General features: G+C 61.8%; 12 protein-coding genes. 10 read left to right on the plus strand and 2 right to left on the minus strand.

From position 1 onward, the window contains the following. Positions 1-919: 919 nt before the first annotated feature. The 10 genes from HYG77_RS24180 (at position 920) to HYG77_RS24225 (ending at position 12962) form a co-directional block, all read left to right on the plus strand. Positions 920-1774 (plus strand): alpha/beta hydrolase, encoded by an 855-nt coding sequence (locus tag HYG77_RS24180; protein WP_208960873.1) that lies wholly within the window; start codon positions 920-922, stop codon positions 1772-1774. Between the two features lies 1 nt (position 1775). Continuing rightward, positions 1776-3041 carry a CoA transferase gene (locus HYG77_RS24185; protein ID WP_208960874.1) on the plus strand — a complete coding sequence of 422 codons (1266 nt, stop codon included), beginning with the start codon at positions 1776-1778 and terminating at the stop codon, positions 3039-3041. After that, positions 3038-4219, plus strand: a complete 1182-nt coding sequence (locus HYG77_RS24190) for a CaiB/BaiF CoA-transferase family protein (protein WP_208960875.1) — start codon at positions 3038-3040, stop codon at positions 4217-4219. Before HYG77_RS24185 ends, HYG77_RS24190 begins: the two co-directional genes overlap by 4 nt. A 69-nt stretch (positions 4220-4288) precedes the next feature. Further along, positions 4289-4981 (plus strand): acetoacetate decarboxylase family protein, encoded by a 693-nt coding sequence (locus HYG77_RS24195; protein WP_208960876.1) that lies wholly within the window; start codon positions 4289-4291, stop codon positions 4979-4981. Between the two features lie 147 nt (positions 4982-5128). Beyond that, on the plus strand, positions 5129-6865 hold the full coding sequence (locus HYG77_RS24200) for a class I adenylate-forming enzyme family protein (RefSeq protein WP_208960877.1): 1737 nt from the start codon (positions 5129-5131) through the stop codon (positions 6863-6865). After that, a complete protein-coding gene (gene fabG, locus HYG77_RS24205; protein ID WP_208960878.1) occupies positions 6862-7617 on the plus strand; it encodes a 3-oxoacyl-ACP reductase FabG in 756 nt (251 codons plus the stop codon). The genes HYG77_RS24200 and fabG overlap by 4 nt, the downstream gene beginning before the upstream one ends. A 62-nt stretch (positions 7618-7679) precedes the next feature. Further along, complete coding sequence (locus tag HYG77_RS24210; protein WP_244373088.1) at positions 7680-8879, plus strand: flavin reductase; 1200 nt, start codon at positions 7680-7682, stop codon at positions 8877-8879. Then, entirely contained in the window at positions 8876-10510 is a 1635-nt protein-coding gene (locus tag HYG77_RS24215) for a long-chain fatty acid--CoA ligase (protein ID WP_208960880.1), read from the plus strand. The genes HYG77_RS24210 and HYG77_RS24215 overlap by 4 nt, the downstream gene beginning before the upstream one ends. Positions 10511-10515: 5 nt before the next feature. Continuing rightward, positions 10516-11511 (plus strand): NADP-dependent oxidoreductase, encoded by a 996-nt coding sequence (locus HYG77_RS24220; protein WP_244461379.1) that lies wholly within the window; start codon positions 10516-10518, stop codon positions 11509-11511. An 86-nt stretch (positions 11512-11597) separates the two neighbouring features. Further along, complete coding sequence (locus HYG77_RS24225) at positions 11598-12962, plus strand: NtaA/DmoA family FMN-dependent monooxygenase (protein WP_244373090.1); 1365 nt, start codon at positions 11598-11600, stop codon at positions 12960-12962. A 250-nt stretch (positions 12963-13212) separates the two neighbouring features. On the opposite strand, the gene pth is transcribed toward HYG77_RS24225, so the two are convergent. Beyond that, positions 13213-13785 carry an aminoacyl-tRNA hydrolase gene (gene pth / locus HYG77_RS24230; RefSeq protein WP_109332429.1) on the minus strand — a complete coding sequence of 191 codons (573 nt, stop codon included), beginning with the start codon at positions 13783-13785 and terminating at the stop codon, positions 13213-13215. A 105-nt stretch (positions 13786-13890) separates the two neighbouring features. Further along, a complete protein-coding gene (locus tag HYG77_RS24235) occupies positions 13891-14505 on the minus strand; it encodes a 50S ribosomal protein L25/general stress protein Ctc (RefSeq protein WP_109332428.1) in 615 nt (204 codons plus the stop codon). Between the last annotated feature and the right edge of the window lie 132 nt (positions 14506-14637).

Consider the following 14637-nt stretch of genomic DNA (forward strand, 5'->3'; position numbering starts at 1 on the left):
GCTGTCTCGATCCATCGACGATGGTCGATCGCTCATCGCTCTCGGGGGGTGCTGCGGTTGGGCCTGGTTGCGTCCAGTCGTCGAGTGTGCTAGGCCCTGCGTATCTTCACGTAGCGTCACAGTGCCGTGATCGACACGGCGACTTCGGGCGGACGCGAAAGCAGCCGGTCAGGTTGCAGCCCTCGAGAATCCTTGTCGCCTCCTGCTCCTCTTCACCCGCCCGAGTCTTCACCGAGCGAGTAACCGAAGGGGCAGGTGCGAATGCAGCAGTATTCCAACTCGGCGGCGACACTCCCCGGAGGCCGGCGGCGCGATCGCCGAAAATAGGCAGCCTGCTGGCAGCGTCCGCGAAGGAGGTCTGCCGAGTCGAGTCCTTGACGGAATCCGGAAAAGTGGAGCACACAGCTGCTTGACCCTGCACTCGAGCTGCTTCGACGCCGCACCGAAGCGTCAGGCGAATCCGTCTTTGGAGCATAGGTGCCGACGGGACTACGCACTACGGCAAGGTGTCCATCAGCGAAATATGGGTCACGTTCGGAATGAGTCCCGCGCGGTTTTATGCATCCCTCGAGCGGATGCTGGGCATGCCGGCTTCAAGTGAGCTTTCGCCAGAGCAACGCCGATCCCTTGAACGCCTGGTCCAGCCGGGCGGTCAACGTCTCTCCTCCGAGGGCTGGATCGTCGCAGGGGTAGGCGCAGTCCAGGCGAAGACGCTCACTGGCTCGTAGGTGGCGAGTTCAAAGGCTTGACGTCGGCCATCGCCCTCACCTAACGTACGAGTACGGTACGTAATGGTCCCGGTCACATCTCCCGCGGCTCCACACCTGGTAGCCGCGGTTGAACACCTGAAAGGCGGTCAGCAATGGCGAGTAGAGAAGCTGCCAAGTTTGTCGAAGACTTGAAGCGGCATGGCGCGCGCATGGCAGCAGTGGCTCACCTGCCCCTCGACGATCAGCGTGTCGTCGCCGAAGGCCTGCAAGCGATGACCGGAGTACCGGATGGAGTGACTTTCAGCGATGCCTCGGTCGATGCCGTTCCGGGATTGTGGGTGCAGCCATCCGCGTCTGATGGCTTCGCGGACGCAGTCATCATCTACCTGCACGGCGGGGGTTACGCGTTCGGTACACCTGTTGGCTACCGCAACCTGGCCGGCCATGTGGCTCGGGCAGCGGGAGCGAAGACCCTGGTCCCGAAGTACAGGCGTGCGCCCGAGAATCCGTTTCCTGCGGGACTCGATGATGCAGTGACCGCGTACGAAACCGTCCTCAAGAGTGGAGTGTCCGCGGAGCACGTTGTATTGGTGGGTGATTCGGCCGGAGGTGGCCTGGTCCTGTCCACTCTGCTCAGGCTCAGGGATCAAGGACTGCCGTTGCCTGCAGCTGCAGCGTTGATGTCACCGTGGACTGACCTCGAGGCGACAGGCGAGTCCATGACGACCAACGCCGATCTCGACCTGATGGCGAGCGCAGACGGCATGCGCGCACTCGGATCGCTCTACGCCTCTGGCGCGATTGACGATCCTGTCGCGTCGCCGGTCCGTGCTGATCTCACGAATCTGTGCCCGCTGTTCATCCAGGTCGGAGGCCACGAGACACTTCTCGATGACTCGATCCGGCTGCGGGACAAGGCCCTCGAATGTGGGGTGGCAGTCGAGTTCGAGGTATTCCCGGAGATGCAGCATGTGTTCCAGATGGGAGCTGGTCACGTTCCAGAGGCTGATCTGGCTATCGAGAAGCTCGGAGCCTACCTCCGAGCCGCGTTGTCGAAGAACTGACGTGGTCGTCAACGCTGCGCATGCAGAATCAAAGCTGAGCGGCCCACTGGATGGTGTTCGTGTTGTCGAGGTCGGAGTGTGGCACGCCGGACCTGCGGTAGGCGCGATCCTCGCCGACCTGGGTGCTGACGTGATCAAGGTCGAGAGCCTACAGGGGGATCCCGAACGACACTTCGCTGCCTTCGCGCCGATGACCGACACGCGCAACATCGATGCCGACGGTTGGACTGTCATGTTCGAGCTCTCCAACCGCGGCAAGCGTGGAGTCAGCCTGGACCTCGAGTCAGCCGCCGCGCACGGGGTTCTGGAACGCCTCGTCGAGGGGGCCGACATCTTCGTCACCAACCTCCGTGGCCCTACACGCAGAGCGCTCGGAATCGACTACGAGGCGTTGTCGGCGATCAATCCGACGATCATCCATGTCAACGTCACCGGGTTCGGAGGAGATGGACCACTCGCCGATGCGGGCGCGTTCGACAATGTGGGACAAGCAATGTCGGGCATGATGTTCACCGCGGGCGGCGACAACCCGCAGCCGCTCAACGTCATGGTCATGGACCATCTCACCGCCATCGTCGGTAGTCATGCTGCCATCACAGCGTTGGCCGCAAGGGAACTGCACGGTATTGGGCAAGAGGTGCACACCTCCCTCTATGGCGCTGGAACATGGCTGATGTACGGCAACCTCGGATTCACCGGTGCACGGGGCCACGAGGTCTCGATGAACGGTGATCGGCTCAGTCGGTCGCCACTGCGCAACCTCTACAAGTGTTCGGACGGCAAGTGGGTGATGGGAACCAATCATCCCGAACAGGAACACTGGTCGAACTTCTGCCAGGTTCTGGGTTGCGCGGAACTCGTCAATGATCCGCGCTTCCACGACGTCGACTCCCGTAATGCCAACCTGAAGTTGCTGTATCAGATTCTCGACGAGGCCTTTCAAACGAAACCCCGCGAAACCTGGCTTGACGAACTTCGGTCGGCGGGACTGTTCTTCGCGCCGGTTCACAGCTTCACCGATGTGCTCAACGATGAACAGGCGCTGGCCAACGGGTACGTCGACGACGTCGACCATCGGCACCTGGGCACTGTCCGTCAGCCGTCCTACCCGATTCGGTTCGGCGCTTTCAACGCAGGCCCCACCGGCCCGGCTCCGTGGTTGGGAGAGCACAGCCGAGAAATCCTGGCATCGGTCGGCTACAGCGATGCCGAAATCGAAGCGTTGATCGAGGCGGGCGCTGTCAACAACGCGGGGGAGCACCGGTGACCGATACCAGCCCACGAGCGCTGTCCGGCATCACCGTGCTCGAGGTTCGCAGCATAGGTCCAGGACCGCTGGCCGGAATGCTCCTTGCCGACATGGGAGCAAATGTAATTCGAATCGATCGCCCGGGAGTTCCGACTCGCGGCGCATCCGATCACATCGCACCGACACACCGAGGCAAACGCTCCGTGTCGATCGACCTCAAGACCGACGACGGTCGAGAACTGCTGCTCGAGATGGTAGAGCACGCGGACGTACTGATTGAAGGTAACCGTCCCGGCGTCATGGAACGACTTGGCTTGGGACCAGTCGACTGTCATCGTCGAAATCCTCGGCTCGTGTACGGGCGCATGACGGGATGGGGCCAGGATGGACCGCTGGCCTCGGCCGCCGGGCACGACATCAACTACATCGCTTTGAGCGGAGCCCTCGAAGGCATGGGTGCGGATCCATCGGGCCCCCCGGTACCCGCGGTCAGCTATGTCGGTGACTTCGCCGGCGGCACCATGTTCCTACTGTTCGGAATCCTGTGCGCAGTGCGAGTCGCTGAGCGTACCGGCGTCGGGCAGGTCGTCGATGCCGCCATGGTCGACGGCGTTGCGGCTCTCAGCGCTCCGTACCACGGTCTGCTCGCCGATGGAAAGTGGAAGTTGGGTAGGGGGCGCAACGTGATTGATGGCGGTGCACCCTACTATCACGTCTACGAATGCCAAGATGGGCAGTTTGTCACGATCGCTTCAGCGGAACCGCAGTTCTACGCGCTGCTACGCAGCCGCTTGGGTCTGACGGAACCGCTGTGGGACGCGCAGCATGACGAAGAACAGTGGGCGGTGCAGGAGCAACGACTCGCCGACATTTTCCGTACTCGCACACGCGATGAATGGTGCAGCATTCTCGAGGGAACCGATGTGTGCTTCGCTCCGGTTCTCAGCCTTGCAGATGCCCCTCGTCATCCACACAATGTGGCACGCGAGACCTTCGTATCCGTTGGCGATGTCATTCAGCCTGCGCCCGCGCCCAGGCTCAGTCGCACACCCGGAGCCATTGGCGGCCCCCCTCCCGTGGCCGGCTTGCACACTCGTGAGGTGCTCGGTGAACTGGGTATCGGCACGGATCGCGTGAACAATTTGATTTCTACCGGCGCCGTGGCGATAGCCGAGCACCCGGCAGCGGGACAGTAGATATACATGTCGGCTCGTTCCCGACAGCTGACCTTTTCACACATTACTCAAAGTTAGGAATGATCGCTGATGAGCGAAGTTGCACAGTGGTACCCCCCGGGTCCGTATGAGTACACGCGGGACTGGGACTTTCTCGTCGACTTCTCAACGGATACCGATGCCTATCGGTCCGCCCTACCCCCGGCACTGACTCCCGAGGAGAACTCCCGAGCCTGGCTGCGCGTCTCGTGTCACAAGACGTCGTCGTTCGGACCGTACATTGGCGCGTACATCGGACTGTACGCCGAGTACCAGGGCACGCCCGTTCGATACACAGTCAGTGGATTGAAAACGGATTTCATGGGCACGATCGCCGCGCGGGAGATCTGGGGATTGCCGTACGGGCTCGGTCGGGTCGAGGCCGGCTGGGCGGGAAGCCTGTTCCGTTGCGACATCTTCGGTTACACGAATGAGGCCTTGGCATCTGTGAAGCTGCAGACGACCTCTCGCCGTACCGCAGAGCACAAAGCGTATGCCGCGTGTTACACCGCCGATTTGCGAGATCACACGGGGAATGTCCTCGAGACCCAATTACTCAAGGCTCAGAATGCCTACAGCCTGGGAGAGGCGGACACGTGGGACGCCGTGGCCACACTCGCGCTTCATCAGGGGACCGCACTGAACGACTGGTCCCTCATCCCGGTTGTCGACGTCCTACACGCCGAGTATCGAACCGGAGGAAAGAGCAGCCTCGGCATGGCTCAGGTGCTGACCGAGTGGTGAATTGTGCATCAAGGTGTGGACTCGCTTACCCATTTAACGTACGATTATCGTACGTAACAGCGGAAGTTAGTCCGCGCTACGCATGGTCGATCGGAGCTTGATCCGATGCCGCGTGGACGCTACCCCGAAACAGATCAAGGAGTTGCTGTGGTCACTGTCGAGGCCCTGCGACAGCTGGTGGATTCCGAGCCCGACTTCGAGTTGATTCACGATAGTCGCGTCGGACGACAGCGCACGCGTTATAGGAATGAAGCCAGCTCGCTTCGCGACCTGATGGTGATTCTTGCCGGCCACGGCGAGGCAGTTGCACTGCAGATGGACGACGAGTCGACCACCTACAGCGAGCTCTGGAGCAACATTGTTGCCGCTTCTCACTGGCTCCGATCTCACGGCATCGGGGCGGGGGACAGAATCGCAACACTTGCCAGAAACGGCCCGGAACTTCCGGTCGTGTTCTGGGCGGCGCAGGCCATCGGCGCGGTATTCGTGCCACTCAATCCGTCCTGGACCACCGATGAAGTGGCCTATGCGCTCTCGGATGCCGATCCATCCCGTGTGGTCATCGACGAGGCACTCGCTGATCGGCTACCAGAGCGCCTCCGGACACGGGCAGTGTGGTTGGGCGCTGCGTCCACGAATGGTGACGGTGCCCGTGCGGGCCGTCAGTGGGCAGAGGTTGTGGCCGATCGTGATCATCGAAGCCTCCCCGATGTCGTCATCGGCCCAGATCACTTGGCGACAATCGTTTACACGTCGGGGACAACCGGACGGCCGCGGGGGGTGGTACACACACACGGCAACCATTGTGCATCCGTAAGCAACGCGCTGATCACCGCGCGGGTGATGCAGCATGTCGCGGGTGACACTATCCCGGACCAGTCTGGGCAGCCAGCTGTACTTCACGCGCTTCCTTGGTTCCATGTCGCCGGCCTCGGCGCCATCTACACCTCGCTTCTAGCCGGCTCGAAGAATGTGATCATGCGCCGCTGGGACGCACCGGAGGCACTCCGGATCATCGAAGACCAGCGCATCAACTCACTCGGTGCAGTGCCAACCATGCTGGGACAGCTCGTGATGGAAGAAAGCCGCAGCACCGGAAGAGATCTCACCTCGCTCAAGGCTGTCTCCTCGGGAGCTGCGGCTGTTCCGAGCTCGCTGCTTCATTCCGTGAAGGATCACGTCGGCCGACAGGCGATGCTGGTGACCGGGTACGGCCTCACCGAGACGACGGCGAGTATCGCGTTGAGTGTCGGCGACGACCTGTTCCGCAAGCCGGAGTCGGTCGGTGTGCCGTACCCGGTCAACACGATCAAACTGCTGACTGCAGAAGATACGGAGGCGCCGCCCGGGCAGGCTGGCGAGATCTGGGTGAGCGGGCCCACCGTCGCCAAGGGCTACTGGCGAAACCCCGAGGCAACCAGTAGTGCGTTTATCGATGGTGGATTCCGGACCGGGGACCTGGGAATGGTCGACTCCGATGGCTATCTGTTCATCGTAGGGCGAATCAAGGATGTGATCATCCGGGGCGGCGAAAACATTCAGGCGGCGGAGGTCGAGCAAGTGATTGCAGAGCTCCCGGAGGTCATGGAGGTCGCCGTCGTGGGAATGCCGCACCCGGAATACGGCGAGGAGGTCGTGGCGGTAATCACGACGTATCCCAATGCGCAGATCGATGACCGGAACGTCGATGATCACTGCCGAAAACGGCTGGCCAAGTTCAAGATTCCGTCGCGCTACATCCGGGACGTACCTATTCCCCGCACTGCGACGGGTAAGTCGCTCAAGAGTCAGCTTCGAAAATCACTACTGACGAACATTGACACGGCAGCCGGCCTCTCATCGGAGTCCGGCGATGCCGCACCGACGACAGGAAGAATCCAATGACCGACAATCGCACCGCCATCGTCACTGGGGCGGCACGGGGAATCGGTGCCGCAGTGGCACAACGACTTGCAGCCGACGGCATGAATGTCGCGGTGCTCGATCTCGACGAGAGCGCCTGCGAACAGACAGTCTCGACAATTACAACAGCTGGCGGACGGGCGATCGCGGTAGGCGCCGACGTCAGTGATGAGGATCAGGTCGCCAGTGCGGTCGATCGAATCAACGAGGAGCTGGGGGCCCCGACGGTTCTGGTGAACAATGCAGGGATTCTCCGGGACAATCTGATGTTCAAGATGTCGCTGAGTGATTGGCGTCAGGTCATGGAGGTGCACCTCGCGGGCGCATTCTTGATGACCAGGGCCGTGCAAGGCCACATGGTGTCCGCGAAGTACGGCCGCATCGTCAGCATGTCCAGCACCGCGGCGTTGGGCAATCGAGGTCAGGCGAACTACTCGTCCGCAAAGGCAGGTCTGCAGGGTCTGACGAAGACCCTCGCGATCGAGCTCGGGAAGTTCGGTATCACCGCGAACAGTATTGCCCCAGGCTTCATCAAGACCGATATGACTGCAGCAACAGCGGCTCGGATGGGAATGGAGTTCGAAGCACTCATCGCCTCGGGCGCTGCGCAGATCCCCGTCGCCAGGGTGGGCCAACCCGAGGACGTCGCGCACGTGGCCTCATTCCTTTGCAGCGAAGGTGCCGGATTTGTTTCCGGGCAGGCCATCTATGTTGCCGGCGGGCCGGTGTGCTGACATCCGTCACGGTGTGGATGTCAAACAAAGACTGCAGCATTCGATATTGACAGGAAATGCCAATGAGCACGACCTTCACCCATCAACAGTTCCGGCAGGTATTGGGGCAGTATCCGACTGGCGTCGTCGTGATCACGGCGGTAGTGCCCGGAGAGCCCCCTGCGGCTCTCACCATCGGCTCTTTCACCTCGGTGTCACTAGAGCCCCCGCTGGTGGCGTTCTATCCAGACAAAAACTCATCGTCATGGCCCCGTATTCAGCAGCAGGGCAAATTCTGTGTAAACGTCCTCAGCGCCGAACAGGAGCATCTGTGCCGACAGTTTTCGCAGAAGTCGAGCGACAAGTTCAGCGGCATCGACTGGCGTCCCTCACCGAACGGATCCCCGATCCTGGAAGGAGCAGTCGCATGGATGGAGTGTGAAGTGACCGAAGTCCGAGAACTGGGTGACCACCACCTCGTGGTCGGTCGAGTGCTGGCACTCGACTCGCAGGCGAGCGATCTGCCCCTGCTCTTCTTCCGCGGCGGCTATGGCCGATTCATCCACTCGTCGTTGGTCGCCGCAGACACCCGCCTGATCGAGTTCCTGCCCGCTGTCGAAGTCATCCGGACGGTTCTCGAAAGCACGGCGACCGAATGCAAGGCCGAATGTCTTCTTGCTGCTCGACTTCACGACGAGTTCGTGGTGCTGGCGAGCGCCGGAAACTCGCCGACCGGCAGTGACGCACGACCGACCCGTGTTGGGCGTCGCCTCCCCTACATCGCGCCTCTGGGTGTGGCCCTGGCGGCATGGGGCCCACCGGACGACGTACCACGGTGGATCGCCCGCGATGTAGCTACGGGACACACGGAGCTGGAGCAGTGGTGTGAGTTGCTGGCGATGGTCCGTGATCGTGGATACGTCATCGGACGGGGAGACATGCCGTACGCGGCGCTCGAACGGGCGATCGAGGACCGAGACGGTGCGGTGTACAGCGACATCGTGCTCGAGGCCCTTTCCGAGGTGCGAGAGACGATGCTTACCCAACCTCAGTTGACGGACGAACACGCAGAGTGCGACGTCAGATCACTCAGCGTTCCGGTGTTTCTCCCGGGCAATCACACGCTTCAGATCGGGCTCTACGGCCTCAGCGCGACGATGTCGCACCGCGATCTCCTGACGAACGTCCGACGGCTTCGGATGGCAAGCCAGCGATGCACCGAATTGCTGGGCGGCGTCGCCCCTGCTGCTCCACAGTATGACGATCTGGAGGTTCCTCGATGAATGGCCTGATGCAGGATTATCCGCTGACGGTGCACACCTTGTTCCGCCGCGGTGAAAGCAACTTCGGACACAAACGCATCACCTCTGTGAGTGCGGGTCACGAAGCTGTGACTACCTATGCGGATTGGGCAGATGATGTGCGTCGGCTGGCGGGCGCATTGGACAGGCTGGGTATTCCGCGCTCGGCGCGGGTGGGATCTTTTTCCTGGAATTCGATCCGGCACCTTAATTTGTACTTCGCGGTACCGGCATCCGGCCGCGTCCTGCACTGCATCAACATTCGCCTGTTTCCCGAGCAGATCTCGTTCGTCATCAACCACGCGGGTGACGAAGTCATCTTCGTCGACGAGTCGCTTCTGCCGACGCTCATTCCCGTGCTGCCCTCCTGCCCGACCGTGAAGCAGGTCGTCGTAATGAGGGACTCCGGCGGCGCAGCCGACAACGATTCCGACATGAGAGGGATTGCTGTTCACGATTTCGATGACCTCGTCCGCACTTCCAACCCGGTGGAGTTCGAGCCGGTGGACGAGTGGTCGGCCGCGATGATGTGCTATACCAGTGGCACGACCGGCGATCCCAAGGGCGTCGTCTACAGTCACCGCAGCGTCTTCCTTCATTCCATGGCGGCAAGCGCGGTGGACACACTCGGCATTGGTGAAGCAGACCGAATCCTACCGTTGGTCCCGATGTTTCACGCCAACGCGTGGGGAATTCCGCACGCGGCCATTGCCGCGGGAGCGGAACTCGTGCTCCCGGGGTCTGACCTCTCCGGCCCCACCGTCGCCGATCTGATCGTTCGGCATCGAATAACTATGACGGCTGGCGTGCCCACTATCTGGATCTCCGCGTTGCCCCATCTCGAAGGTCGCGACGTCACATCTCTGAGACTCATTGCGTGCGGTGGTGCCGCTGTTCCGGCTGCACTGTCCGAGGACTACCGGACACGCATCGGGCTTCCAATTCAGCAGGCCTGGGGTATGACGGAGACCAGCCCCCTTGCGGCGGTGGGAAAACTCGACGCTGATCACGCGGAACTCTCAGATGGTGAGCGCGCGAAGCTGCGCACCGGAGTCGGACGACCGGTTCTAGGGGTGGAGGCCCGCCTCGTCCGGCCGGGAACACTCGATGCGGTAGCCCATGACGGCGTCGCCACAGGCGAGCTGCAGGTCCGCGGGCCGTGGATCGCAAGCGCTTATTACGGTGTGGAACAGGAAGAATCCCCTCTCACCGACGACGGATGGTTGAGGACCGGCGATGTCGCGACCATGGACGAACGCGGCTGGGTCCGGCTGGTTGATCGAACCAAGGACTTGATCAAGTCGGGCGGCGAGTGGATCTCCCCGGCGGATCTCGAGAACGAGCTGATGAATCATCCGGCGGTTGCGGAGGCTGCAGTCGTTGGCGTACCACATCCCCGATGGTCGGAACGGCCGCTCGCGTGCGTCGTGCGAGTGCCAGGCCAGAATGTCGGCGAAGCCGAACTACTGAGTCATCTGTCAACCGAGTTTGCCCGATGGCAACTCCCGGATCGAATCGTGTTCGTCGAATCCATCCCGAGAACGAGTGTAGGCAAGTTCGCGAAGCGTGAGATGCGAGAACTACACCGCGCCGCCTATGCAGATGAGCAGTGACCACCATGCGTGAATCGGTGCAGATCACCTTGGCGCGACGCCCCGAAGGGCGGCTCGATCGCTCGGTGTTCGGAGTCGAAAGTGTCTGCGTTGGAGAACTTCTCGCCGGACAGGTGCTGGTGAAAAATACTGTCTTCTCCGTCGACCCGTACATGCGGCCCCGGATGGACGACGAACGCTCGTACATCGAGCCGTTCGCCATCGGCCAGCCGCTGGAAGGCGGCGCCGTAGGCGTCGTGATCGAGTCACGGGTGCCAACGATTCCCGAGGGTACGACAGTGCTTCATATGCATGGCTGGAGAGAGCTCTCCATCCTGCCAGCCAACGCTGTGCGCCCTCTCGACACCGGTGGATTCCCACCGTCGTACTTCCTGGGGGTTCTGGGAATGCCCGGCCTCACAGCGTACGCAGGCCTGAAACTCGCCAAGCTCGAACCGGGGGAGTCGCTGTTCGTGTCCTCGGCTGCGGGCGCAGTCGGGAGTTTGGCGGGACAACTGGCGCGCAAGATGGGGGCAGGAAGAGTTGTCGGAAGCGTCGGCAGCGACACCAAGGCGGATTTTGTCACCGGCACCCTGGGATTCGACTCTGCCGTCAATTACCGAGTCGGACCCATTATTGATCTTTTGGCCGCCGCGGCTCCCGAGGGAATCGATGTCTATTTCGACAATGTAGGAGGCGACCACTTCAGCGCTGCCCTGACCCAACTCCGGGACCACGGGCGCATCGTGGTGTGCGGCACGATCTCGAGCTACGAGGGTGTCGGGCGGTCGATCCCGGGAAATCTCTTCGAGATCGTGCGCAAACGGTTGACCATTTCCGGACTTCTGGTAAACGACCACACCGCTCTCGCTGAGACTTTCAGAAATGACGTCGGCAGGTGGTTGCGCGAAGGAGGATTGGTCGTTCACGAGACCGAACGGGTGGGAGTGGAAAATGCCCCGGAGGCGTTCATCGGACTCTTGCAAGGCGACTTCATGGGCAAGGTGTTTGTATCCGTCTAACGTGAAATGGAAATCGAGTAAAAACGGACGTGAGTGCTCCGGTTCCGGAAAAATGACGAGTGAGAGAAATCAAAATGTCACGTGAATTGAAGTTCAACGTGTTCACTATGAACACGGTATCCCATGTAAATCAGGGAATCTGGCGTCACCCGGAGAACAAGACCGTCCTCCACAATGAGCTGGAGACCTGGATCGAGTTGGCCCAACTCGCCGAAAGGGGTCGCTTCGACGCGATCTTCCTTGCAGATGGCGCAGGCCTTGGCGGCGACTTCGGGGGCTCATGGGACATCTACCCCGAGCGAGGGTTAATGTTCCCCATCGGTGACCCCCTGATGCTTGTTCCTGCAATGGTGCAGGCCACCGAGCACCTGGGGTTCATCTACACAAGCGCCCCGATCCAGCACCCTCCGTACTCATTCGCGCGATCGGCCGCGACGTTGGACCACCTGTCACGCGGGCGAATTGGGTGGAATATCGTCACAAACGCTTCTGCGAATGCCCACCGCAACGTGGGCCTGAACGGCCTGATCGAGCATGACAAGCGTTACACGATCGCCGAAGAGTACCTCGAAGTCGTCTACAAACTGTGGGAGGGCTCCTGGGACGACGACGCGATCGTCCGAGATGTGGCCAACGGCGTGTACGCGAACCCATCAATGGTCCACAAAATCGACCACGTGGGCGAATTCTTCCGGTGCGAAGGCCCGCTTCAGGTCGCTCCTTCTCCACAACGGACCCCGATGCTCTTCCAAGCTGGTGGCTCCGACGTCGGACGGAACTTCGGCGTCCGCCACGCCGAGGGAATTTTCGTCATGTCCGATACGCCGGCAGATGCAGCGCGGGTCGTTCAAGACATGCGTGCCCGGGCCAGCGCTGTCGGCAGGGCGCCTGAGACGCTGCAGTTCTTCCAAGGCCTGACGTTCGTGGTCGGGTCCACGATGAAGGAAGCCGAAGAAAAAGCTGCCGCCCTCGACGAGTACCTCGATCCAGTCGCCGCAATGGCCTATCGGGGCGGATTCATGGGCATCGACTTCGCCACCGTCGATCCCGATACCCCGCTCAAAGAACTGATCAAGGCAGCGGACGGAATTCAGGGCCCGTTGAAACTGTTCATCGACAAGCAGCCGGCCGGGGCAAACCCGACCGTCCGTGACCTGTCGGCATTCTTCGGCGCGAAGTACCGGGTCGTGGGTACACCAGAGTCAATCGCAGATGAATTGGATGAATGGGCATCTGCCGGAATTGACGGGATCAACATGATCTCCATCATCACACCCGGCACCTACCGCGATTTCATCGATCACGTAGTACCTGTCCTGCAGGACCGTGGACTGATAAAGCGCGAATACGCGCCTGGAACTTTGCGGGAGAAACTCTTCGGTGGCGGACCCCGGCTCCCCGAATGGCACCCGGCGGCGCAGTACCGTACGACTAGAAAGGTCGTGGTCTAGCGATTTTCGAGCTGTGACCGAAGCTCGATGACCCCTTCCGTCCCCGGAGCACTGCTTCGCACAGCACCGCCGAGGTTTTGGTCGGGACACAACCCCTGGATCCATCGAAAGCCCTGTTCCGCTCATCCCCGAGGATCTCAGGGGATGAGCGGAACAAGGTTCACAATGTCCTGAGACATCAAGTGTCCGCGATGTCCTGAGCGCAGACAGGTCGCTGGAACAACCAGAAAGGCCCACGAGCGCGGAGCGCCTAGTGCAGGCGATTCTGCGCGGCCTCGAGGCCGACCTTCAGCAGGAGTTCGACGGCGTCCGCCGCTTCCTCGCAGAGGATGTCGAGTTCCTTGCGTTCCACCGAGGAGAAGGGCTTGAGCACGTACGACGCGGGGTCCATCCGTCCGGGCGGTCGTCCGATCCCGATGCGAGTGCGGAGGTAGTCCTTGGTGCCCAGTGAACTGGAGATGGACCGCAAACCGTTGTGACCGCCCTCGCCGCCGCCCTGCTTGAAACGGACGGTTCCGAAGTCGAGGTCGAGCTCGTCGTGGATCACCACGATGTTGTCGGGGTCGACGGAGAAGAACCGCGCCAACCCGGCTACGGCGCCTCCCGACAGGTTCATGTACGAGCGCGGTTTCGCCAGGATCGTCGGGCGCCCTTCGAGCCGCCCTTGAATGATGTCGGCGCCACTCTTCTTGTGTGCGCTGAACTTCGCTCCCATGCGACCGGCCAGCACACCGGCCACCATGAACCCGATGTTGTGCCGGGTCTTCTCGTACTGCGGTCCCGGATTTCCCAGGCCGACCACCAGAGCCGTGTCTTCACTCACCGGCAGGTCCTTCCCTATGGCAGGTTCTCGTCACACGAGAGCGGCGCGTCACCCCGGAAGTGTCCGGGACGACGCGCCGCCGAGTTCAGTGCGGTTGCGAGAGGATCAGCTCTCGGCGCCCTCTTCGGCAGGGGTGCCGGCTGCTTCGCCGGTCTCTTCCTCGAGGTCGGCTGCGGTGGGGGCAGGGACGACGTTGACGATGAGCAGCTCGGGGTCGGCCTGCAGGGTCGAACCCTTGGGCAGCTCGAGCTGGTTGGCCAGGATCTGGGTGCCGGCCTCGAGGCCCTCGACCGAAACCTCGATCTGCTCGGGGATGTGCAGCGCGTCGGCCTCCAGAGCGATGGTGGCGGCGTCCTGGGCGACCAGGGTGCCGGACGCTGCCTCACCGGTGACGACGACGGGGACCTCGACCGTGACCTTCTCGCCCTTCTTGATGACGAGGAGGTCGGCGTGCTCGATGTAGTTGCGGATCGGGTGGATCACGACCGACTTGGTGAGGGCGACCTGGGGGGTGCCGTCGATGTCGAGGTTCAGGATGGCGTTGGTTCCGTGCGCACGCAGGATCGCGGCGAAGTCGCGCGACGGCAGGTTCAGGTGGCGGGGATCCTCACCGTGGCCGTACAGAACAGCGGGAACCTGACCATCGCGGCGGGCGCGGCGGGCGGCGCCCTTGCCGAACTCGGTGCGTACGGCGGCTACGAGGGTGTTTTCGTCAGACATGGTGAAACGGCTCCTACAACTCACGGTGGTTACTGGCTGGCGTCTTGTCGTCGGTGAGGGACGAACGGGCGCACGGGCCAGGAGCGAAACGCTCGAGCTGAGCCGTAGCCGCGTCGATCACGGTAATCCAGC

Source organism: Rhodococcus sp. ZPP, from assembly GCF_017656075.1.
GTDB classification, from domain to species: Bacteria; Actinomycetota; Actinomycetes; order Mycobacteriales; family Mycobacteriaceae; genus Rhodococcus_F; species Rhodococcus_F oxybenzonivorans.